Below are 21,192 nucleotides of genomic sequence, written 5' to 3'. Positions count from 1 at the left end.
TAATCGCACAAAGTCTGGGGAGGACACCATGTTTACTTCATCACGCCCGACGTCCGGCGTGCGGCGCGTATTGGGAACTGCCGCTGCCATAATGGCTGCCGTTGTAACCGCCGTCGCATCTTCCGCCGCTCCCGCAGTGGCGACGATGAACCCGGAACCTCCGGTGATTCATGGCTCCCCCTTTGTCGGTTCCAAGCTGACCGTTGAAATCGAACAGGGCTCCTTCAGTGGCTGCGGCGCCGCTGCCGGGCCGGACTACAGCATCTACTGGACACGCGACGGCGTCACCGTTTCCCGGCAGTGGCCGAACTACGTCGTCACGGAGGATGACCGGGGAGCAGCAATTGCCGCCCACCTCGTGGCCAGCCAAAACGGTTGCGACCCCGTCGAGGTCGCCAGCGCAGAAACCGCTCCTATCTCGGCCTCCAACCGGGCCAACGGTTTCACTGGCCGGGGTGCGTTCGAATTGCTGGCCCGACGCCAAGACGGCACCCTGCTGATGTACGCACGAGTGGGCGGCAACTGGGAGTCTCCCCGCACCATCGGACCCGGCTGGAATGGATTCAACACCATCCTCTCCCCCGGCGACTTCAACGGCGACGGTACTAATGACATCCTGGCCCGCGATGCGGCGGGCCGCTTGTTCCTCTACCCGGGAACCGGCAACGGCGGTTTCCAGGCCGGCCGCCAGGTAGGCAGTGGATGGAACAGCTTCACGTCGATCGTTTCACCGGGCGACTTTGACGGCGACGGCAACAACGACGTCCTGGCCCGTGATGCCAACGGCGTGCTCTACCTCTACCCGGGCGACGGACACGGCGGGTGGCTCACCCGCTCCGTGGTGGGCACGGGGTGGAATGTGGTCAATCAAGTGGCCACTCCGGGCGACTTCAACGGTGACAACACCGTAGATGTACTCGGCAGGGACACGTCCGGCAACCTGCGCCTCTACCGTGGCAATGGTTCCGGTGGCTGGGGCGGCATGAGCGTCATCGGCCAAGGCTGGGGTGGCATGTCCACCATTGGCGCGGCCGGTGATATCGATGGAAACGGGAACGTGGACGTCTACGCAGTGGACGGTTCCGGCCAGTTGCTCGCTTACTACGGCGACGGCGACGGCGGTTGGAACGGATCCGCGGTGATCGGCTGGGGCTGGGGCGGATTCAACGGGATCTTCTAGTTCCGCACCCGATTTCGGTTGTTTTCTGACCGCGGGACGCTCTGTGGCGGAAATATTCTCAGGTAATACCCAGATTTCAATTCCTTAGCTGTACTCTCAAGTCATTTATACTCGCCGGCCATTCTGGCCGACCTGACTTGGGGGAATCCTTGGAGAGCACTTCACCTCGCCGTGTCCGCTGCAAGCTTGCCACTTTGATGGCGAGCATCGTCTTGGTGGCGGGTCTCAGCGCCGCATCCCCTGCGACTGCCGACGCCACCACCTTCGCACCCACGACACTCCTGGGTACCGTGTTGCCGGCGCAGGCTGGCACGGGCGGGGCTGCCGCTTCCCGGTATGTCTTCATCAACTCCGCACCTCAACTACGGGGTGACGCAAGCGTGGGAGGACTCCTGACGGTCGATGTGTCCCTGACCAGGGCTTACGTCTCTCCGGCAGGTGGAACCCCGTCGATCTCGTATTCGTGGACCCGCGACGGAGCCGTCATGCCGGGAGTGACTGGCCAGAGCTATCGGCCGACTGCATATGATCTGGGGCACGTGGTGGCCGGTAACCTCACGGTTACTTACGACTCCGCGTCACAGACCACGGTCCAAGCAGCCAACCCCTTGAGGATCGCTGCAACCGCCCGCGAACGGGGCTTCAATGGAGATGGCACCATGGACATCTTCGCGCGCGATTCCTCGGGCAGGTTGCTGCTGTACCCCACCGACGGTCACGGTAACTGGCAACCTACCCAAGTCATCGGTTGGGGCTGGAACGCTTTCAACTTGCTCGTTTCTCCCGGTGACTTCGACGGCGACGGCACCGTGGATGTGATGGCGCGCGACAACCAAGGCCGGCTCTTCCTCTACCAAGGAAATGGTTCGGGTGGGTGGAAGCAAGCCTTCCAGATCGGGCAGGGCTGGCAGGGGTTTACGGACCTGATAGCACCCGGCGACTTCAACGGAGATGACACCAATGACATCATCGCCAAGGATTATGCCGGAAACATATTCCTCTACCCGGGCAATGGCCACGGTGGCTGGCTCGCACCCCAGAAAATCGGCCAAGGTTGGAACGGTCTCTCCGCCGTCGGTGCAGGCCATTTCTTCAGCAACGCGGACCTGGTTGTTCTTGGCCGCGACACTGCCGGAAACATCGGAGCCCACACGGGACACCGCAATGGCTGGTTCGAGGATTACGGCATGCCAGGCAGCTACGCCGGAAACATAGGTTGGGGCTGGGAATCCGTCTCCCGCTTCGGCGTGGCCGGAGACTTTAACGGCGACGGCGATTCGGACGTCTGGGGAATTGACTCCAGCGGCAGGTTAACGATGTACCTCGGGGACACTAGTGGATATTTGACCGCCGGAATCTACGGCTACCGGTGGAAGGGCTCCCCAGTTGTCGGCTGGGGCTGGGGCGCCTTCACCGCCGTCTTCTAGGCATCTGTCTCAGGCCTAGTCAACGCTCTTGATCTTCACCACGAACACCGCCCCCAACAGGCCTATGACCGCGGCGGCTATGTACAGGGAGACATAGCCGCCCCAGTACGTGACGAACGGGAAAGCAATGAGCGGGGCGATCACCTGTGGCAGCGAGTTGGCGATATTGATCACGCCCAGGTCGCGGGCGCGGTCCGCCGCCGTCGGAAGGACCTGGGTGATGAGCACGAAATCCACGGCGAGGTAGGCACCGAAGCCGATCCCCAGGACCACCGCGCCGGTCAGTCCGCCAGCCCACGTGGGCGCAAACGCCAAGATGAGGGAGGCGACGGCGATGATGACGGATGACGCTATCACCAGCGGTTTCCGCTTCCCCATCCTGTCGCTCAGCCGTCCCCCCAGCACACTGGTGATGATCACCGTGATCGCATAGAGCCCCGTGAGGATAAGAACACCGAACGCGGGATCAATGTTCTCTGTTTCCCGCAGGTGCACGGCATCGATGAGGAAAAAGAGCAGGTACAGCGTGATCATGTGGTTTCCGGTGCTCACCAGCAGTCGGGTCATCCATGCCCAGCCAAAGTCCGGGTAGCGGGCCGGGGATATCCAGAACCCTTTGGCGAACGCCCCAAGCCTAAAGGGAGGGTGCGCAGTCACGGGGAGTTGGGGATCGTCGTTTTTGAAAAGATACAGAACGACGCCGGCCAGCAAGGCAGCGGCGCAGAGCCAGTAACCTACGGCGAAATTTCCAGCAACGACGGCGGCAATCACCGCGCCGAGCAGGATGCCGACGGTCTGTCCCATGGCGGCCAGACCTCCCACGGTTCCGCGCTGAGGCACAGGGACGCGGTCCGGCACAGCGGCCGTGATGGCCGCGTACATGGCATTGGCTCCTGCCTGGACCAGGCACCACAGAACCGTCATGACGGCCACGTTCGGAGCGCCTGCCAGCGCAACGAGCGCCGTCGCTCCCAGAATGGCGCCGACAACGACCCACGGAACCCGGCGGCCAAAGCGGGAAGCGGTCCGGTCGCTGAAAGCCCCGAACAACGGGTTTGCCACCAAGGAAACTACTGCACCGCAGCCGGTGACCAAGGCCAGGATCGCTTCCTTCTGCCCCTCGTCGAAGTGGGCAGCCTGCTGGCCCAGGAGCACTTGCAACGGCCCAAAGAACGCCGCGTTGATGCCCAGATTCACCAGGACGACGCCGGTGATCCACACCGCCCGGACTTTTTCTACTGGTTCCAGGAGCGCCGAAGCCGGACCATGACCGGGCTCGACCGGATGTGGTTCCGGCACGTCGGACTGGCTCATTGCTGGTTTCCCCCTATGTTCGACGATCCCGAACCATTCAATGACTGCACCCAGCCTAGCGGTGCGGCAGTGCGCCCCATTCAGTGCGCCCTCTTCGGCGACCTTCCTCCGGCTTCGTAAAGCTTGTGAAAAAGAATTAGGTACTTCCGGGAATCAAACTGGCATTAGGATAGTTACTGAAAGCAACTATCCTGCTTATTCCCCTCCCTGCCACCTTGGAGTAGATATGTCCAAATCCACGCCCGTCAGGGCCGCTGGTGAAGTGCTGACGCATCGTCAGACGCTCACCGTCATGGTAGGACTCATGCTCGGCATGTTCCTGTCATCCCTGGACCAGACCATCGTGTCCACGTCCATTTACACCATCGCCAACGACCTTGACGGATTGTCCCTCCAGGCGTGGGCCACCACGGCGTACCTCATCACCTCGACCGTCAGCACCCCGCTGTACGGCAAGCTCAGCGACATCTTCGGACGGCGCCCGCTGTACCTCACGGCCATCGTGATTTTCCTTGCCGGCTCCCTCTACGCCGGCTCGGTCCACTCCATGACCGAACTGGCCGTGGCCCGCGGTATCCAAGGCCTTGGCGCCGGTGGCCTGCTGGCTCTGGCCCTGACCATCATCGGCGACATCGTCGCGCTGAAGGACCGGGCCAAGTACCAGGGCTACTTCATGTCTGTCTTCGGTGTCTCCTCCGTTTTGGGCCCTGTGATTGGGGGTGCCTTCGCTGGGGCTTCCAATATCCTGGGCTTCGATGGCTGGCGCTGGGTCTTCTTCATCAACCTGCCCATCGGCTTGGCGGCACTCGTGGTGGTCTTCCTCCACCTCCATCTGCCTGCCCGGCACGTCAAGCAAAAGATCGATTACTGGGGCGCGGCTGCCATCACCTTGGCCATCGTCCCCCTCCTCCTGGTCGCCGAACAGGGCCGCACTTGGGGCTGGTCCTCGGGTGGTTCATGGCTTTGCTACGGACTCGGCGTCGTAGGTATTGTGGCGTTCCTGCTGATCGAACGCGGTGCGGGCGACTACGCATTGATCCCGTTGCGCCTCTTCAAGAACGTGACCTTCGGGTTGTCGTCCCTGTTGAACTTCATCATCGGCGTGGGCATGTTCGGCGCTATCGCCATGCTGCCCATGTACTTGCAACTGGTTAAGGGGCTTACCCCCACCCAGGCAGGCCTGATGATGATCACGTTTACTGTCGGAATCCTGTTCGGCTCCATCACTGCCGGACGGACCATCTCCTCTTCGGGCGTTTACAGGGTCTTCCCGATCTTGGGCACCGCGATACTGGCAAGTGCAGCCGGCGTCATGGGCTTTGTCCTCGGAGTAGATACAGGCCTCTGGGTTCCTGGGCTGATCGCCGTCTTCTTTGGTGTGGGCCTTGGCTTCTGCATGCAGCCGCTCACCCTCGCAATGCAGGTCTCCGTGCCGCCGAAGGACATGGGAGTAGGCACGTCCACGGCCGCGTTCTTCCGGTCCATGGGCGGAGCAGTAGGCACGGCAGTGTTCATTTCCATGCTGTTCAGCACGGCTGCGGACAAGATCGCCAACGGCATGAAGACTGCAGTAGCCAGCCCGGACTACCTGGCTGTCATGCATGATCCGGCAGTCGCGGCGGATCCGGCCAACGCGAAGCTGTTTGCTTTCTTCAAGAACGGTGCCAGCAACGATTCCTTGAACGACACGAGCTGGCTGCACTCGGCAAACAGCACGCTCACCCGGCCGATCACAGAGGGCTTTGCCCAGTCGATCGACGTCGTCATGCTCACCGCTGCCGGCCTGATGATCGTCGCATTCCTGATCAGCTTCGCGTTGCCCAACAAGAAGCTCACGGACCCGAAGGCTGCTGCCAAGGACTCGGTCCCGGCCCACTAGGGAATCGCACAAAGGGTTTTTCTCCCCTGAACAAAGCGGCAGGCGGCCTACGGGCCGCCTGCCGCTTCTTCGTTGGTTCCGTGTGACTGGCAGTTGGTGGTACTCCATGCCACACTGTGTAGCGCGAGTGCGCCGGCATCCCAGCCGGAACAGCCAATGACGTCCCGCAGCCGCTTCCACAAGACCAGCCGTAGGGAGTCCCATGTCCACATCCAGTACCGAAGCCACTGCCCACGTTTCCCGGAAAGTGATTGGCTTGGCGGTCGCCGGTGCAGTGGGCGGCTTCCTTTTTGGCTTCGATTCCTCCGTGGTCAATGGGGCCGTGGATGCCATGAAAGCCCAGTTCGCCCTTGGCGAGGCTGTGACAGGTTTTGCTGTTGCCGTCGCTTTGCTCGGCTGCGCAGTTGGCGCGTACACGGCCGGTCGGGTGGCAGACCGCTACGGTCGCATCCCCGCCATGAAGCTTGGCGCGGTCCTCTTCTTGGTGAGCGCGGTGGGCACCGGGCTTTCCTTCGGCGTGTGGGACCTCATCTTCTGGAGGTTGGTGGGCGGCTTAGGCATCGGGCTCGCGTCTGTGATCGCCCCCGCTTACATCTCCGAGATTTCCCCGCGCCACGTCCGTGGGCGACTGGCCTCGCTCCAGCAGCTCGCCATCACCACAGGCATCTTCGCGGCACTGCTGTCCGACGCCGTTCTGTCCAACTCCGCAGGTGGGGCAGGGTCAGAGTTTTGGTTGGGTATTGAGGCCTGGCGGTGGATGTTCATCGCTTGCGCTGTGCCCGCCGCGGTCTACGGCTTGATCGCCTTCCGCCTTCCGGAATCCCCGCACTTCCTCGTCCTCAACGGCAAGGAGGACAACGCCCGGGAGGTTTTCGAGCGCCTCATTCCCGGTGACGACATAGAGCGCCACATCCGGGAAATCCGTGAGTCCATTCAAGAAGACAAGCTCTCCAGCAGGAAAGGCTCCCTGCGGGGCAAGCGGTTCGGCCTGCAACCGGTGGTATGGATCGGCATCATCCTGTCCGTCCTGCAGCAGTTCGTTGGGATCAACGTCATCTTCTACTACTCCACTACATTGTGGAAAGCCGTGGGCTTCCATGAGAAGGACTCGTTAACGATCTCTGTTGCCACATCGATCACCAACATCCTGGTGACGCTCGTGGCCATCGCCCTGGTGGACCGCGTGGGCCGCAGGCCCATCCTGCTCACGGGATCCATCGGCATGGCTCTTTCCCTTGGCGTGATGGCTTTGGCATTTTCATCAGCAACCGGTTCGGGAGCCAACATCAGCCTGCCCGGCGGTTGGGGCCCGGCGGCCCTGATTGCGGCAAACGTGTTCGTAGTGAGCTTTGGTGCGTCTTGGGGCCCGCTCGTTTGGGTGCTTCTTGGCGAGATTTTCCCCTCGCGCATCCGCGCCCGCGCTTTGGGCTTGGCGGCTGCGGCCCAATGGATCGCCAACTTCGCCGTCACACTCAGCTTCCCCGTGATGGCAGCGGGTTCGCTGCCCCTCACGTACGCCATGTACGCCGCGTTTGCAGCGGCGTCGTTCTTCTTTGTGATGTTCAAGGTCCCCGAAACGAACGGCATGTCATTGGAACAAGCCGAGACATTGTTCGTCCCTAAAGGCCGTAACGTCCCACCCTTGCCGACTACCACCGGCGACCAACACTAGAAAGCGCAGAGCGCGCTGCGAGATGGATCTCACAACGCGCTCTGCCGCTACTTGGTGGGGGTTTACACGAGATGCGGCTCGTGCGACTTCAGGTAGCTCCGGCCCCCGAAGGCGATAAGGATCGCGACCACCATGGCAACTGCGCCAGCGAAGAACGGCACCTGCGGGCCGAAGTGCTCGCCCAGCTGCGCCGCCATGAACGGGGCCAGCGCGCCACCCATCCAGCGCACGAAGTTGTAACCGGCGGAGGCAATGGGGCGGGGTGAATCCGAGACACCCATGGCCAATTCAGTGAAGATCGTGTTGTTGATCCCCAGCAGCGCGCCGGCCGCAATCACAAGCACGACGACGGCGGGCACCGAGTGCCCCGCCGCCAGGCCCAGCCCGATCAGGTCCAGCATGAGCACCGCAAGCGTTCCCGTCAGGACTTTGACCGCCCCGAAGCGCTTTTGGAGCGCAGGAGCCACAAACACCGAGAACACAGCGACGGCCACGCCCCAACCGAAGAACACTCCCCCGATGCCGTAGGCGTCCATGCCCAGGATGAAGGGCGTGAAGGCCAAGATGGTGAAGAAGCCGTAGTTATAGAACAAGGCACTGGCGGCGGTGGTACGCAGGCCCTTGTGGCCGAGGGCAAGGAGCGGGTCACGGAGACGCGATTTGGTAGCGGGTGCGGGAGTTTTGGGGAGCAACGCCAAGAGTGCGATGAAGGCCGCAGCCATCAAAGCAGCGGTTCCAAAAAACGGTGCACGCCACTGCCATCCACCCAACAGCGCGCCCAGCAGCGGGCCGAGTGAAATGCCCAAGCCAAGGGCTGCCTCGTAGAGAATGATCGCGGTTCCCGTACCACCGCTGGCCACTCCGACAATTACGGCCAGGGCTGTTGCTACGAACAGGGCGTTGCCGAGGCCCCAGCCGGCGCGGAAGCCCACCAGTTGCCCGACGCTGCCGGACAAACCTGACAAGGACGCGAACACCACGATGATCACCAGGCCGATCAGCAGCGTCTTCTTGCCTCCGATCCGGGAGGAGACGAAGCCACTGATCAACATGGCCACAGCAGTGACCAGGAAGTAGCTGGTGAACAGGAGCGAGACCTGGCTGGTGGAAGCCTGGAGGTTCTTGGCGATGGCCGGGAGGATCGGGTCCACAAGGCCAATGCCCATGAACGCGAAGACGGCCGCAAGGGCAGTTGCCCACACCGCCTTGGGCTGCTTAAGGAACGAGGCTTTCTCGGCCTCAAGGGTGGATCCGGCGCTTGCTGAGGCGTCAGCCAGCTGGCGTGACATGAAAGGCTCCTTGTCGGTTTGCATCTAGTTTTGGAAGGCGCTGTTGAGTTTGCTGATGACGGGCAGCGCAGCTTCGAGCTGTTCGATTTCCTCGGTGCTTAGGTCTTGCAACAGCCCGGCGACCATGGCGTTACGGCGCTGGTTGGCGGAGTCGACGGCGGCACTCCCGGCGCCGCTGATGACCACCCGGACCGCGCGGGAATCATCCGCATCCGGCTGTCTGCCGACCAGTCCGGCACGTTCGAGCTTGATGATCTGTTCAGTGGCGCTTGGGACCCTGATGCCCAGGTTCTTGGCGATATCCCCCACGCGGAGGCCGCCGTCGTAAATCATCGACAATAGGCTGAGTTGCGCGGCAGTAAGTTCGCCCTCGGGGTCCAGCCGGCGGAACATATACACGCCTAGCCGGAGGGCTTCACGGAAGCCCTTGGCGAGTTCCAGAAGACGAGGATCAAAATTACCGTTCATACTTAGGTAGCCTAATAGTTAGGACCCCTAACAGTCAAGCCTTCAGAGTGTGAGCTTCATACCTTCATGGCTCGCCTCGAAACCGAGCCGCTCGTAGAACCGATGCGCTCCAACCCGCGACTTATCGGTGGTGAGCTGGACCAGCGTGCAGCCGCGCTGGCGGGCCTGATCGACGGCCCATCCAATCATGAGGGCCCCTGCACCCCGGCCCCGCAACGCCTCAGCCACCCGGACCGCCTCGATCTGCGCGCGCCAGGATCCTCCGCGCGAGAGGCCCGGGAGATAGCTGAGCTGGAATGTCGCGACCACCTGACCCCCGAGCTCGCCGACAATCAGGAGGTGGGCGGGATCGGCGTCGATCGCCTCAAACGCCCGCTCATAGGGCTCCAAGTCATCGACGTTTTCGCGGGCCGCGCCTAGCTGGTCATCGGCAAGCAACTGGAGGATGCGTGGCAGGTCCGCCCGCACGGCGCGCCGGAGGCTGAAGATGCCGGAGCCGACGTCGACAGCCAGGAAGGAGGGCATGTCCGAAGAGTTGGTGGTCACCCTGACAGCATGGCACCTTTCGGGTTATCAGTATTGCTAAGTAGTGCTACCTAGTTTTACTATGTAGTGGTAGCTAGCAATACTGAGTAGCAAGGAGGTGTCCGATGGGCAAGCAAATGACCGAGATGCTCAAGGGCACACTGGAGGGCATCGTTTTAGCTCTCTTGACCGGAAACCCCGCCTATGGGTACGAGATCACCACCTCGCTCCGGGCACAGGGTTTCACCGAGATCGCTGAGGGCACCGTGTACGCGCTGCTGGTCAGGATCGAGCAAAAGGGCCTGGTGGACGTGGAGAAGCGACCATCCGAAAAGGGGCCGCCCCGCAAGGTGTACACGCTCAACGCCCGGGGCGAAAAAGAACTCAACGAATTTTGGAACACCTGGAGCTTCTTGTCCGAACGGCTTGAACAGCTCCGCAGGGAAGGAAACTGACATGGCGGCAAAGTGGATCGAGCTGGTGACCGGCTCGCTCGAACAGAAAAAGCAGTACAAGCAAGCCAAGGCCCGGATGGAAGCCCTCCCCCAGCCTTACCTCTCCGTGGCTACGGCGTTCAACCGCTACCTCATGTACTACGCCGGTGTCACCGAGGGCGACACTATGGTGCAGATGTTCTCGGATCTCGCGGATCTCTGGGAACGCGCCGCCGTCGACGGCACGCCCGTCAGCGAGATCGTGGGCGAAGATCCCGTCGAGTTTGCCGAGAGCTTCGCTCAGGCCTACGGCGGCAAACGCTGGATTGATAAGGAGAAGGCCCGCCTCACTGAAGCAGTCGACAAGGCGAAAGAGGCTGAGTCATGACCACAACGGCTATCCACGTGCGCGGTTTGGAGAAGTCGTACAAAGATCTACATGTGCTCCGCGGCGTCGACTTCGAGGTGGCCTCCGGCACTATCTTCGCCCTCCTCGGCTCCAACGGCGCCGGCAAGACGACGATCGTGAAGATCTTGTCCACGCTGCTGAAAGCGGATGCCGGTTCAGCCGCCGTCGAGGGTTTCGACGTCGTGGGCGAAGCCAGGCAGGTGCGGGAGTCCATCAGCCTGACGGGGCAATTCGCGGCTGTGGATGAAATCCTGACCGGAAAGGAGAACCTGGTCCTCGTGGCTAGGCTGCGGCACGCAAGGAACCCCGGCCACGTTGCCGAGGACCTGCTGGCCCAGTTCGATTTGGTGGATGCGGGGTCCCGCAGGGTGGCCACGTACTCGGGCGGGATGCGACGGCGGTTGGACATCGCCATGAGCCTCATCGGCGACCCGAAAGTAATCTTCCTCGACGAGCCCACCACCGGCTTGGATCCCGAAGCACGTCTCGAGGTCTGGAAAATCGTCAAGAAGCTGGCCAACCAAGGGACCACGGTCCTGCTCACCACCCAGTATCTCGATGAAGCGGAGCAACTCGCGGACAGGATCGCCATCCTTCACTCGGGGCGCATCATCGCGAACGGCACCCTCGCCGAACTGAAAGGGCTGTTACCGCCGGCCAAAATCGAATACGTCGAGAAGCAGCCGAGCCTGGAGGACATCTTCCTGGCGCTCGTCGGCAACAAGGCGTCGGTGGGCGATAGGGCGTCAGCGGGAAGCCGGGAATCTGTGGAGGACATGTCATGAGCACTCACTTCTTCTCCGACACCTCAGTGCTGCTGGGGCGCTCGTTGCGGCATATCTTCCGCAGCGCGGACACCATCATCACCACTGCGATCACCCCGATCGCGATCATGCTGCTGTTCGTATACGTACTCGGCGGAGCCATCAAAGCAGGCACGGACAACTACGTGAATTACCTGCTGCCTGGCATCATGCTCATCGCGATCGCTTCCGGCATCGCCTACACCGCCTTCAGGCTCTTCATGGATTTGAAAAGCGGTATCTTCGAGCGGTTCCATTCCATGCCCATCTCCCGCTCCTCGGTCCTGTGGGCCCATGTGCTCACTTCCGTGATCGCCAACCTCCTCTCGGTGGTGATCATCGTGCTGGTGGGCCTAATGATGGGCTTCCGCACTTCGGCCGGTCCCTTGGCGTGGCTCTCTGTGGGAGGCATCCTGGTCTTGTTTACGCTCGCCCTGACCTGGGTGGCCGTGATCGCGGGACTCGGTGCCAGCACCATCGAAGGTGCCAGCGCCTTCTCCTATCCCCTGATCTTCCTGCCGTTCGTGAGCTCTGCTTTCGTGCCTACCGAGACCATGCCAGGACCGGTCCGCTGGTTCGCCGAGAACCAACCCGTTACCTCGATCGTGAACTCCATCCAGGACCTGTTTGCCCAGCGTCCGGTGGGAAGCGATCTCTGGATCGCCCTCGCTTGGTGTTTGGGCATCCTCGTCATCGCATACGCATTCGCCAATGCCGCGTATCGCCGCAAAATGGCCTAAGGCTGAGCAAAAAACTCCCCGACGAAGGCCAGCGAGCGCACTCGCTTCCCCGCCGGGGAGCTTTACGAAACACAAGTACCGAACCGCCTACGCTTCGGCTTGGCGGTCCTCTATGAGCTTCTTCACTGCCGGGAACAGCGGGTGCTCGGGCTTCAGTTCCGTCAGGCGTTCGACGGCGGCACCCGGCTCCAGGTCGGAGAGTAACTTGCCCAGCTCCACCGCTTCGACATCAGAGGCATCATCAAAGCGCAGCGCCGCAGACATTGCCTCGAGCAACGCCACAGGAGTGATGCCACGTTCGGCCAACTCCGCCGCAGGCCCGACGAAGCGCTCGTGGCGTCCCAGCTTCCGCAGGGGTGCCCGGCCGACCCGGATCACGGTATCCGGCAGGTAAGGGTTGCTGAAGCGGGACAGGATCTTCTGCACGTACGCTTCCTGCTCCGCCTCGGCGAAACCGTGCTTGGCAACCAGGAGCTCCTTGGTTTCTTCCAATACCGCCCGAACTTTGGCCGCAACTGAGGCATCGGCCATGGCGTCCGAAATTTTCTCCAAGCCCGCCTGGTAGCCGAAGTACGCCGCGGACGCATGGCCGGTGTTGACCGTGAACAGCTTTCGCTCGATGTACGGGCCAAGCTCGTCCACGAACGTCGCTCCCGGAATCACCGGTGCATTGTCCCCGAAGGGCGTGCGATCGATGACCCACTCGTAAAACGTCTCCACTGTGACATCCAGACCCTGGCCCGGCGCTTGGTTAGGAACGATCCGGTCCACGGCGGTGTTGGCGAACACGGCCACACCGTCCAGGTCGCCTGCCGAATCATCCCACGCGGCCTGAACCTCGGCGCGAAGAAGATCGGTGGCGTTGATCGCGTTCTCACACGCCATCACCTGCAGGGGAGGCAACTCTGCGGAACGGGCAGCCAAACCGCGGGCGATGACCGGAGCCACGAACTTCAGGATGTGCGGGCCCACCGCAGTGGTGACCACATCCGCCGTCGAGATTTCCTCCACGACTGCAGCCTCCTGCGTTGCCGAGTTCAGGGCACGGAACCCTTCCACGGTTTTGACGGCAGGATTTTCGCCGACCTCGTGAACGTCATAGCTTTCAGCCGAGGCCAACTGGCCGATCAGCGCATCAGCGACGTCAGCGAAAACCACCTCATAGCCGGCCTCGTGAAGCAGCAGCCCCACGAAGCCACGGCCGATGTTTCCTGCCCCAAAATGGACTGCCTTCACTATGCATTGACCTTTCCGAACAGTTCCAGGACTTCATCCACGGTGGTGGCTTCTTCCAACTGAGCCACCTGGGCTTTGTTGGTGAAGATCTTGGCAATGGAGGACAGGATGTGGAGGTGTTCGTTGTTGATACCGGCGACGCCGACGACGAACTTCACCTGCTTGCCTCCCCAATCGATGCCCTCGGGGTAACGGATGATGGAAACGGCCGAGTGCTTGATGTGCTCTTTGGCATCGTTGGTGCCGTGCGGGATGGCAAGGAAGCTACCCATGTAGGTGGATACGGATTCTTCGCGTTCGTGCATGGCGTGGACGTAGCTCATGTCCACGGCACCACGGTCAAGGAGGAGTTGGCCGACTTCGTCGATGGCCGCGTCGCGGTCCCGGGCGGACCCGAGAAGCACCACGCTGTCCCGGAGCAGGATGTCCTTGCCTTCGACGCCGGTAGCCGGTTCCGCGGCATGGGCTCCCTGATTGGCGGGTTCGGCGGGAGCCGTGGCTCCTGCGTCCTCGGAATTGCTGGTGCGCACCAGGTCCACGATCTCGTCGTACCTGGGACTGTTCATGAAGTTGTCCACCGAGAAGTGCATGGCACTGGAAGTCCTCGGCTGGGCCCGTTCGGTCAGGTCCTGGTGAGTAACCACGACGTCGTAAGTATCGCTCAAGTTGGCAATCGCGGAATTGGTCACCTTGACCTCCGGGAAGCCGGCGGCCTTGATCTTGTTGCGCAGGACCGATGCACCCATGGCGCTCGAACCCATGCCGGCATCGCAAGCGAACACGATGTTCTGGACGGGGCGGGTGAGGACGTTGCCATCGCGGCCCGCGGCCCGCTCACCGACCAGTGCCGAGGAAACCGAGCTCTTCTTGCCCTTCATGGCTTCCATGCGGGACGTGGCTGCCGTCAGGTCGTCGTCGCCCTTGTCCTTGGAGGTGCGCAGGATCACCGACGCGATCAGGAAGGAAACCGTGGCGGCGAGGATGACTGCCAGGATGACGCCGACATAACTGTCACGCGAGGTCTGGGCGAGGACGGCGATGATGGAACCTGGTGCAGCCGGTGCCACGAGGCCTGAATTGGTGATGGCCAAGGTGGCGATACCGGTCATGCCGCCGCCAATGGCGGCCAGGATCAGGATCGGCTTCATCAACACGTACGGGAAGTAGATCTCGTGGATACCACCGAGGAAGTGGATGATCGCCGCACCGGGAGCCGACGCCTTGGCAGCACCACGGCCGAAGAACATGTACGCCAGCAAGATGCCAAGGCCCGGGCCGGGGTTGGCTTCGAGCAGGAACAGGATGGACTTGCCGTGATCCAGGGACTGTTGGATGCCCAGCGGCGTCAGGACGCCGTGGTTGATGGCGTTGTTGAGGAAGAGTACTTTGGCGGGCTCAATGAAAATGGATGTCAGCGGCAGCAAGCCGTTATCCACGAGGAACTGGACCACGTTTCCAGCTACGGTGGTGAACAACTTCACAACAGCTGACAGACCATAGAAGCCGCCGAGGGCTAGCGCGGCGCCCCAGATTCCAGCGGAGAAGTTATTCACCAGCATCTCAAAACCGGGACGGATCTTGCCGTCCCACAAGCGGTCGAGCTGCTTGATGGTCCAGCCACCCAGCGGCCCCATGATCATGGCACCGATAAACATCGGGGAGCTGGTTCCCGCGATGACGCCCATCGTCGCGATGGCACCCACCACGCCGCCGCGGACGTCGTAGACCATCCGGCCGCCCGTGTAAGCAATCAACAGCGGGAGGAGGTACGTCACCATGGGCCCGACGAGGCCCACGTTAGGGGCACCATCGGCGTTAGTACCGAAGCCACCCAGGGCAGCTACGGGTATCCACCCCTTTTCGATGAACAGGGCCGTGATAAGGCCCCAGGCAATGAACGCGCCGATGTTGGGCATGATCATGCCGGAAAGGAATGTTCCGAACTTTTGGACGCCAACGCGCACGCTGGTGCGGGGCTTCGCAACGGTCTCTGTTGCCATGTGAATTCCTAACGTGTGTCCCGCTGCGGCGCGGGGTCAGTCGATATAGATCGAGAGATAACAGCCTTAGGAGCTGCTGGAAATACGGTGGAGCCACTCAAGGAAGAGCTTTAATTCAGAACTGGAAAGCTGGTCCGAATGCGAGGCCTGCAATGCCGCATTCAGTGCGATTGCCGCAACAACTACCGACGACTTGCCTGAGTCGTCCGTTGCGGCGCCACGGGCGGTGTCCGTGGAGACGGCAAAGATCATGGAATCCCGGGTCATCGTTGAGAGCTCGAGATTCCGGTCCTCCACCGGTTCGGCGATCAACATGAGCGTGACACCCACGTTGGCCGCCAAAATGCTGCGTGCCGCTTCGCGGGGCGGCACATTGATCTGGCCTGCGATGGCCGCCTTGTTCAGCATCTCCTCCAGGAGCGCCTCCGCATCGGCCACGATTGCCGGGCGGCTTTCCGGCCGGATATTGCCGAACATGACCAGATAGAGGTGGGGCTGGGTGAGCCCGAACTGGACGTGGTTATCCCACATCCGGCGGACATCCTCCAGTGGCTCCCCAGAGGGAGCGAAATCACGCTCCCCCGCCACGTATTCCTCGAAACCCGCAGAAACGACGGCGTCGAACAGCCCTTCTTTGTCGCCAAAGTGATGGTAGAGCGTCGGGGCCGTGACCCCTGCGAGCTTGGTGATCTGACGTGTTGAGACCGCTGACCCGTCTGAATTCGCCAGCAATTCGGCAGCTGCGCGAAGCAACCGAATTTTCGGCGGAAGCTGGTCATCGAAACTCATAACCGCTACCCTAACACCTATAGCGTTGCTATATGAAGTGGCTCACAAGAGTATTTTGTAAGCTAATCCCGCAGGCTCCCAATGCCGTCGTCGGCGGGTCTGAACCAACAAGCAGGAACAGAGGATTCAGTGCAGAATTTCCAAGGCGTCGGGGTCAGCCCTGGCCGCATCATTGGTTCCGTCCGCCAGATGCCAAAGCCGGTGAGCGAACCGGCGTCGGGCGAGCGCCTGGCCGCGAACACCAGCCCGGAAGACGCCGTCGCAGGCCTGAAGGCCGCCGCGCAGTCCGTGCATGACGAACTCAAGCGGCGCGCGGACAGCGCCTCGGGGGACGGCAAAGCCGTGCTGGAAGCCACGGCCCTGATGGCCAAGGACACCATGCTCCTGAAATCTGCCGCGAAGCTGATCAATGCCGGTTCGTCCGCAGAACGCGCCATCTGGGAGGCCGGCGCTTCGGTCTCCGAAATGCTGCACAACCTGGGCGGCTACATGGCCGAGCGCGCTACCGATGTGCTGGACGTCCGCGCCCGCATCGTGGCCGAACTCCGTGGCGTCCCTGCGCCCGGCATCCCCTCCTCAGACACACCTTTCATCCTGGTCGCTGAAGACCTGGCACCGGCAGACACCGCGACGCTGGATCCCGCAGTGGTCCTGGCGCTGGTGACATCCGGGGGCGGACCCCAGTCGCACACGGCCATCATTGCCCGCTCGCTGGGGTTGCCCGCAGTAGTCGCTGCCCCCGGTGTCGACGCCATCGCCGACGGGACCGAGGTGTACGTCGACGGCGCGGCTGGATTTGTCGCAGAGTCGCCTTCGGATGAGCATCGTGCTGCGGCCACAGCCTGGGCGGAAACCTCAGCCACACTGGCGGCATTTGACGGCAACGGCACGACGGCGGACGGCCACTTGGTGCCGCTCCTCGCCAACGTGGGCGGAGCCAAGGACGCCGTGGCAGCAGCAGGCCTCGGGGCGCAGGGTGTGGGCCTGTTCCGTACCGAATTCTGCTTCCTGGAGCGCGACACCGAGCCATCCGTCGATGAACAAGCAGCGGCGTACAAGGCCGTGTTTGACGCGTTCCCCGGCAAGAAAGTTGTCCTCCGCACCTTGGATGCCGGGGCCGACAAGCCGCTGCCCTTCCTCACCGACGCCAGCGAGCCCAACCCTGCCCTCGGCGTTCGTGGCTACCGCACCGACTTCACCACCCCGGGCGTCTTGGAGCGCCAGCTTGAGGCGATCGCCCGGGCTGCCTCCGAGTCCGAGGCGGATGTGTGGGTCATGGCCCCGATGATCTCCACCGCCGCCGAAGCAGGACGATTTGCTTCATTGTGCGCTGCCGCCGGAATCCAGACGCCAGGCGTCATGGTGGAAGTTCCCTCTGCCGCCCTCACGTCCGCCGCGGTTTTGCGCGAAGTGGAGTTCGCCTCCTTGGGCACCAACGACCTCACCCAGTACGCCATGGCTGCCGACCGCCAACTCGGACCCCTCGCCGAGCTCAACACGCCCTGGCAGCCGGCAGTGCTCCGGCTGGTGCAACTCACCGTGGAAGGTTCGACGCTCGAAGGATCCGGCCGGGAAGGCGACAACAAACCGGTGGGAGTCTGTGGCGAGGCGGCAGCGGACCCGGCACTCGCCGTCGTGCTTACCGGGCTGGGTGTCACCACGCTGTCCATGACGGCGCGCTCGCTGGCAGCGGTGGGGACGGTGCTGAAGACGGTCACGCTGGAACAGGCCCAAGAGCTCGCCCGCTTGGCGCTCTCGGCCCCCAGCGCCATCGAAGCCCGCGATTGGGTACGCGCAAAGCTCCCCGTGCTGGACGAGCTCGGGCTTTAACAGTCCGCCCGCCCTGCCCGTTTCGATGCTTCGCTGCGGGGCATGCCGTGCGAACGGCACTCCCCGCAGCGGGCCATCGAATTGGGCGCGTCCGCACCCGTTGGACGCCACACGCTAGGCTTCTGCCATGGCATTGATAGCTCCCCGCGTCACGGCAGGCCTTCCCGCCGACGACGCCAGGAATCTCGCGCGTTCCCTCCAGGACAGCAACGACGTCACCGTGTTCGTGGACGGCACTGTCCACCGCCTGCCCGGTGAGGCTAGGGACGCCGTCGTGGACCTCTTGGCACGGCTTGGCCGGGGCGAAACGGTGACGGTCAGCAGCGTGGAGGAAATGCTCACCACGTCCCAAGCCGCGGAACTGGCCGGTATCTCCCACACCTACCTGCGCAACATGACGGATCGTGGAGAAATCCCCGTTGAATACCGGGGAACGCATCGTCGTATCCGGCAAGCTGCGATCATCGAGTGGCTGGAAAAGCAGAAACGCTCCGAGGCCGAGGCCGCCACCCCCGCGGAAACCGGGACCAAGGAAACGGGACGCAAGAACGCATGACGGCACTCCTCTCCGCCGACGTCGAAGCCTTGGGTCTGACCGGCCGGATCTACTGGGCTGACGGAACCCCTGCTCCAAGTGCAGCAACAGCGACACCACCAACGCCAGCCGCAAGCCACGGCAGCGCGAGCAGCGAGCCCGCCTACATCCTGATCCACGGCATCGGGGTATCGCACAGGTACCTCGCCCGGCTCCACGCGGTCCTTGGCGCGGATTCCCCCACCTATTCCTTGGACCTGCCAGGTTTCGCAGGCACGCCCAAGCCGGGACGGCGACTTCAGGTAGAAGATTACGGGGCGTTCATTGCCGCGGCCTTGGCGTCCTGCGGAATCGAGTCCTACATTTTGGTGGGCCATTCCATGGGGGTGCAGTTCGCGATTGAAGCTGCGTTGCATGCACCGGAGCATGCCGATCGCGTGGTCTTGATGGGCCCGGTGGTCGACTCCAAGCACAAGAACCTGTGGCGCCAGTCCGTTGCGCTCGGCCTCGATGGCCTGCTGCGCGAGAGCCCGTCGTCCAACTGGTTGGTCATCAGCGATTACCTGCGTTGCGGACCCCGCTGGTATCTCACCGAGCTGCCCGTCATGATGCAGTACCCAACCCAGGCACGGTTAGCCGGGATTACGGTGCCGGTACTGATCCTCCGTGGAAGCCGCGACCACGTGGCCGGGCCGGAGTGGTGCCTGCGGCTCTCCAGGACTGTCCCCCAAGGACGCTTGGTGGAGATTCCCGGCGTCGGACATGTGGCCCAGCATATGCGCCGCAAGGCAGTGGCCGACGCCATTCGGAGCTTCGTCTCCGCGACGGCCCGCCACCGCTGAGCGGCGCCCCTGGAAGTGTACGACGCCGGCCGGTCACCCCGCCTGCCCTTGTTGGGTCCGTGTTGCCCGGCTAGGCTGGCCATATCAACGCAATAGTAAGTTTGCTTACGAAAGGGTTGCTCGTGACCAAGGACTCGAAGGAAGAAACACAAGGCTTCGGCGTAACCGGCGCTAAGGGACCCGTGGACACCACGGCTTCAGCGGACAGCATCCATGAAGACCCGGAGATGCGCCGGGATCGCGATGATGATCCCGCTGCCTCGGCAAACCCCGACCCCCTCAACGGCAACATCACCGGGCTGGAACCGGGAGGGGGCGTCCCGCCAGGTGAAACCCCGCCCGCCGAGGACAGTATGAGCATGGATCAAGGACACGACGAGTAACGCCGTAGCTACCCCGTAGACTACGTGAGCTTCAGGATCTCGCCGAGATCGTAATCGGCCGGTTCCTCCAGCTGGGAGTAGGTGCAACTACCGGGTGTCCGGTCGGTCCGCCACCGCCGGAACTGGGTGGTGTGCCGGAAACGATCGCCCTCCATATAGTCGTACGCCACTTCGATCACCAGTTCAGGGCGAAGCGGGACGAAAGAGAAGTCCTTGCCGCCGCTCCACCTGCTCTGGGCCCCAGGCATCCTGGAACCACCCGCCGCTTCATCTTGCGTGGCCCACTCACCCCATGGATGGTCGCCGAGGTCCACCTGGTACGGTTCCAACTCGGCCACCAGGCTCTCCCTTTTGGCCATGGGGAACGATGCCACCACCCCCACGTGGTGAAGCCGCCCGTCGTCGTCGTAAAGGCCCAGCAGCATGGACCCGACGACCTTTGCCGTCTTATGCCAACGGAAACCCGCCACCACGCAGTCCGCGGTTCGCACGTGCTTGGTCTTGAACATGACGCGCTTGTTGGGTTGATATGTGCCGTCAAGTGGTTTGGACAGCACGCCATCCAGCCCTGCGCCTTCCAGTTGGACGAACCACTCCTTGGCCCTCTCCAAGTCGGTCACTGCGGGGGTGATGTACACAGGGGGTTCGGCCGTGGAGAGTGCTTGCTCCAGGATTGCTCGGCGTTGCGAAAAAGGCCGACCCGTCAGGTCCTCGTCGCCTAACGCAAGGATGTCGAAGGCGACCATCGACGCCGGGGTCTTCTCCGCCAGCATCCGGACCCTGCTATCGGCAGGATGGATGCGTTGCTGGAGAACCTCGAATTCCAGCCTGTTGCCTTGGATCAGGACAATCTCGCCGTCGATGACGCACTTGTCCGGAAGGTTCCCCTGCAGCGCCGCCACGAGCTCCGGGAAGTACCGGGTCATGGGCTTCTCATTCCGGCTGCCGAGGACGATCTCGTCCCCGTCCTTGAAGACGATGGTCCGGAAGCCGTCCCACTTGGGCTCGTAGTGCCCAACATCGGGGATGTCAGGGACTGACTTGGCGAGCATGGGCGAGACGGGCGGCATCACGGGCAGGTCCATAGGTCAATGTCTACCTGCCCTGGCCCAGTGAAGCTAGTGTTCGGCGATGGATATCCGGCCGTGTTGCGGGCGGGACCTGTGACGACCGCGCAGCCGTTACATTAATGTGACTTTGTTTTCCGCCTAGGGTAACTTCATAGGGCGACCCGGAACTCCGCTGGGCCGTTTCCGGGCTGACGCCGAGCTCTGCCGCAATCCGGGATTCCGCTAGACCCACGGCAGAGACGGGGGACCCAGTGTTCCGGGCTTGTTCCCCGACAAGCCCTTGGGGTGTAGCCGCCAGCCGCGGCCGGACGGCCTCGTCCGAACCCGACAGCTAACCTCGAAGGCGTCGAGAGGCAACAACCATGTC

General features: G+C 62.6%; 20 protein-coding genes and 1 riboswitch. Of the genes, 12 read left to right on the top strand and 8 right to left on the bottom strand.

The annotated features are described in order from the left end of the window. Positions 1-28 precede the first annotated feature (28 nt). Positions 29-1,180 (top strand): FG-GAP repeat domain-containing protein, encoded by a 1,152-nt coding sequence (locus SB659_RS11545; RefSeq protein ID WP_410550500.1) that lies wholly within the window; start codon positions 29-31, stop codon positions 1,178-1,180. A 197-nt stretch (positions 1,181-1,377) separates the two neighbouring features. Next, positions 1,378-2,607 carry an FG-GAP repeat domain-containing protein gene (locus SB659_RS11540; RefSeq protein WP_410550499.1) on the top strand — a complete coding sequence of 410 codons (1,230 nt, stop codon included), beginning with the start codon at positions 1,378-1,380 and terminating at the stop codon, positions 2,605-2,607. 15 nt (positions 2,608-2,622) lie between these two features. On the opposite strand, the gene SB659_RS11535 is transcribed toward SB659_RS11540, so the two are convergent. Beyond that, a complete protein-coding gene (locus SB659_RS11535) occupies positions 2,623-3,921 on the bottom strand; it encodes an MFS transporter (RefSeq protein WP_410550498.1) in 1,299 nt (432 codons plus the stop codon). Between the two features lie 226 nt (positions 3,922-4,147). On the opposite strand from SB659_RS11535, the gene SB659_RS11530 reads away from it, so the two are divergent. Together SB659_RS11530 and SB659_RS11525 are read left to right on the top strand one after the other, a co-directional pair. After that, complete coding sequence (locus SB659_RS11530) at positions 4,148-5,800, top strand: MDR family MFS transporter (RefSeq protein ID WP_284978808.1); 1,653 nt, start codon at positions 4,148-4,150, stop codon at positions 5,798-5,800. A gap of 202 nt (positions 5,801-6,002) precedes the next feature. Further along, a complete protein-coding gene (locus SB659_RS11525; protein WP_284978807.1) occupies positions 6,003-7,472 on the top strand; it encodes a sugar porter family MFS transporter in 1,470 nt (489 codons plus the stop codon). 62 nt (positions 7,473-7,534) lie between these two features. On the opposite strand, the gene SB659_RS11520 is transcribed toward SB659_RS11525, so the two are convergent. Genes SB659_RS11520 through SB659_RS11510 form a run of 3 tightly spaced genes read right to left on the bottom strand, consistent with a single transcriptional unit; the run spans position 7,535 to position 9,754 of the window. Then, on the bottom strand, positions 7,535-8,761 hold the full coding sequence (locus tag SB659_RS11520; RefSeq protein WP_284974999.1) for an MFS transporter: 1,227 nt from the start codon (positions 8,759-8,761) through the stop codon (positions 7,535-7,537). Positions 8,762-8,785: 24 nt separating this feature from the next. Next, positions 8,786-9,229: a MarR family winged helix-turn-helix transcriptional regulator gene (locus tag SB659_RS11515; protein ID WP_284978805.1), complete on the bottom strand. Its 444-nt coding sequence runs from the start codon at positions 9,227-9,229 to the stop codon at positions 8,786-8,788. Between the two features lie 42 nt (positions 9,230-9,271). Then, positions 9,272-9,754, bottom strand: coding sequence for a GNAT family N-acetyltransferase (locus tag SB659_RS11510; protein WP_410550550.1), 483 nt, complete (start codon positions 9,752-9,754; stop codon positions 9,272-9,274). A 125-nt stretch (positions 9,755-9,879) separates the two neighbouring features. Here SB659_RS11510 and SB659_RS11505 point away from each other — a divergent pair, with 125 nt between their 5' ends. The 4 genes from SB659_RS11505 to SB659_RS11490 are packed head-to-tail and all read left to right on the top strand — an operon-like array spanning position 9,880 to position 12,140. Then, positions 9,880-10,209 (top strand): PadR family transcriptional regulator, encoded by a 330-nt coding sequence (locus SB659_RS11505; RefSeq protein ID WP_284978804.1) that lies wholly within the window; start codon positions 9,880-9,882, stop codon positions 10,207-10,209. A gap of 1 nt (position 10,210) precedes the next feature. Next, complete coding sequence (locus tag SB659_RS11500) at positions 10,211-10,576, top strand: DUF1048 domain-containing protein (RefSeq protein ID WP_284978803.1); 366 nt, start codon at positions 10,211-10,213, stop codon at positions 10,574-10,576. After that, entirely contained in the window at positions 10,573-11,382 is an 810-nt protein-coding gene (locus SB659_RS11495; protein WP_410550497.1) for an ABC transporter ATP-binding protein, read from the top strand. The genes SB659_RS11500 and SB659_RS11495 overlap by 4 nt, the downstream gene beginning before the upstream one ends. Beyond that, positions 11,379-12,140, top strand: a complete 762-nt coding sequence (locus tag SB659_RS11490; RefSeq protein WP_410550496.1) for an ABC transporter permease — start codon at positions 11,379-11,381, stop codon at positions 12,138-12,140. Before SB659_RS11495 ends, SB659_RS11490 begins: the two co-directional genes overlap by 4 nt. An 87-nt stretch (positions 12,141-12,227) precedes the next feature. On the opposite strand, the gene SB659_RS11485 is transcribed toward SB659_RS11490, so the two are convergent. The 3 genes from SB659_RS11485 to SB659_RS11475 form a co-directional block, all read right to left on the bottom strand. Beyond that, positions 12,228-13,376 (bottom strand): mannitol-1-phosphate 5-dehydrogenase, encoded by a 1,149-nt coding sequence (locus SB659_RS11485; protein ID WP_410550495.1) that lies wholly within the window; start codon positions 13,374-13,376, stop codon positions 12,228-12,230. Beyond that, the gene (locus SB659_RS11480) at positions 13,376-15,376 is read right to left on the bottom strand and encodes a PTS mannitol transporter subunit IICBA (protein WP_410550494.1); all 2,001 of its coding nucleotides are present in this window, start codon (positions 15,374-15,376) and stop codon (positions 13,376-13,378) included. The genes SB659_RS11485 and SB659_RS11480 overlap by 1 nt, the downstream gene beginning before the upstream one ends. A gap of 66 nt (positions 15,377-15,442) precedes the next feature. Beyond that, entirely contained in the window at positions 15,443-16,165 is a 723-nt protein-coding gene (locus tag SB659_RS11475; RefSeq protein WP_410550493.1) for a TetR/AcrR family transcriptional regulator, read from the bottom strand. Between the two features lie 129 nt (positions 16,166-16,294). Here SB659_RS11475 and ptsP point away from each other — a divergent pair, with 129 nt between their 5' ends. The 4 genes from ptsP (at position 16,295) to SB659_RS11455 (ending at position 19,755) form a co-directional block, all read left to right on the top strand. After that, on the top strand, positions 16,295-17,995 hold the full coding sequence (gene ptsP / locus SB659_RS11470; protein ID WP_410550492.1) for a phosphoenolpyruvate--protein phosphotransferase: 1,701 nt from the start codon (positions 16,295-16,297) through the stop codon (positions 17,993-17,995). A gap of 127 nt (positions 17,996-18,122) precedes the next feature. Next, complete coding sequence (locus SB659_RS11465; RefSeq protein ID WP_410550491.1) at positions 18,123-18,551, top strand: helix-turn-helix domain-containing protein; 429 nt, start codon at positions 18,123-18,125, stop codon at positions 18,549-18,551. After that, positions 18,548-19,372, top strand: a complete 825-nt coding sequence (locus tag SB659_RS11460) for an alpha/beta fold hydrolase (RefSeq protein ID WP_410550490.1) — start codon at positions 18,548-18,550, stop codon at positions 19,370-19,372. Before SB659_RS11465 ends, SB659_RS11460 begins: the two co-directional genes overlap by 4 nt. A 122-nt stretch (positions 19,373-19,494) precedes the next feature. After that, positions 19,495-19,755: a DUF6480 family protein gene (locus SB659_RS11455; RefSeq protein ID WP_410550489.1), complete on the top strand. Its 261-nt coding sequence runs from the start codon at positions 19,495-19,497 to the stop codon at positions 19,753-19,755. A gap of 20 nt (positions 19,756-19,775) precedes the next feature. On the opposite strand, the gene SB659_RS11450 is transcribed toward SB659_RS11455, so the two are convergent. Beyond that, complete coding sequence (locus SB659_RS11450) at positions 19,776-20,840, bottom strand: ATP-dependent DNA ligase (protein ID WP_410550488.1); 1,065 nt, start codon at positions 20,838-20,840, stop codon at positions 19,776-19,778. 195 nt (positions 20,841-21,035) lie between these two features. Continuing rightward, positions 21,036-21,185, top strand: a riboswitch (cyclic di-AMP (ydaO/yuaA leader). The last annotated feature ends 7 nt before the right edge of the window (positions 21,186-21,192 follow it).

This window comes from Arthrobacter sp. SIMBA_036 (genome assembly GCF_046535135.1).
GTDB lineage: Bacteria > Actinomycetota > Actinomycetes > Actinomycetales > Micrococcaceae > Arthrobacter.
Note: the sequence above shows the minus strand (reverse complement) of the source record. Positions and strands in the feature narration are given on the sequence as shown.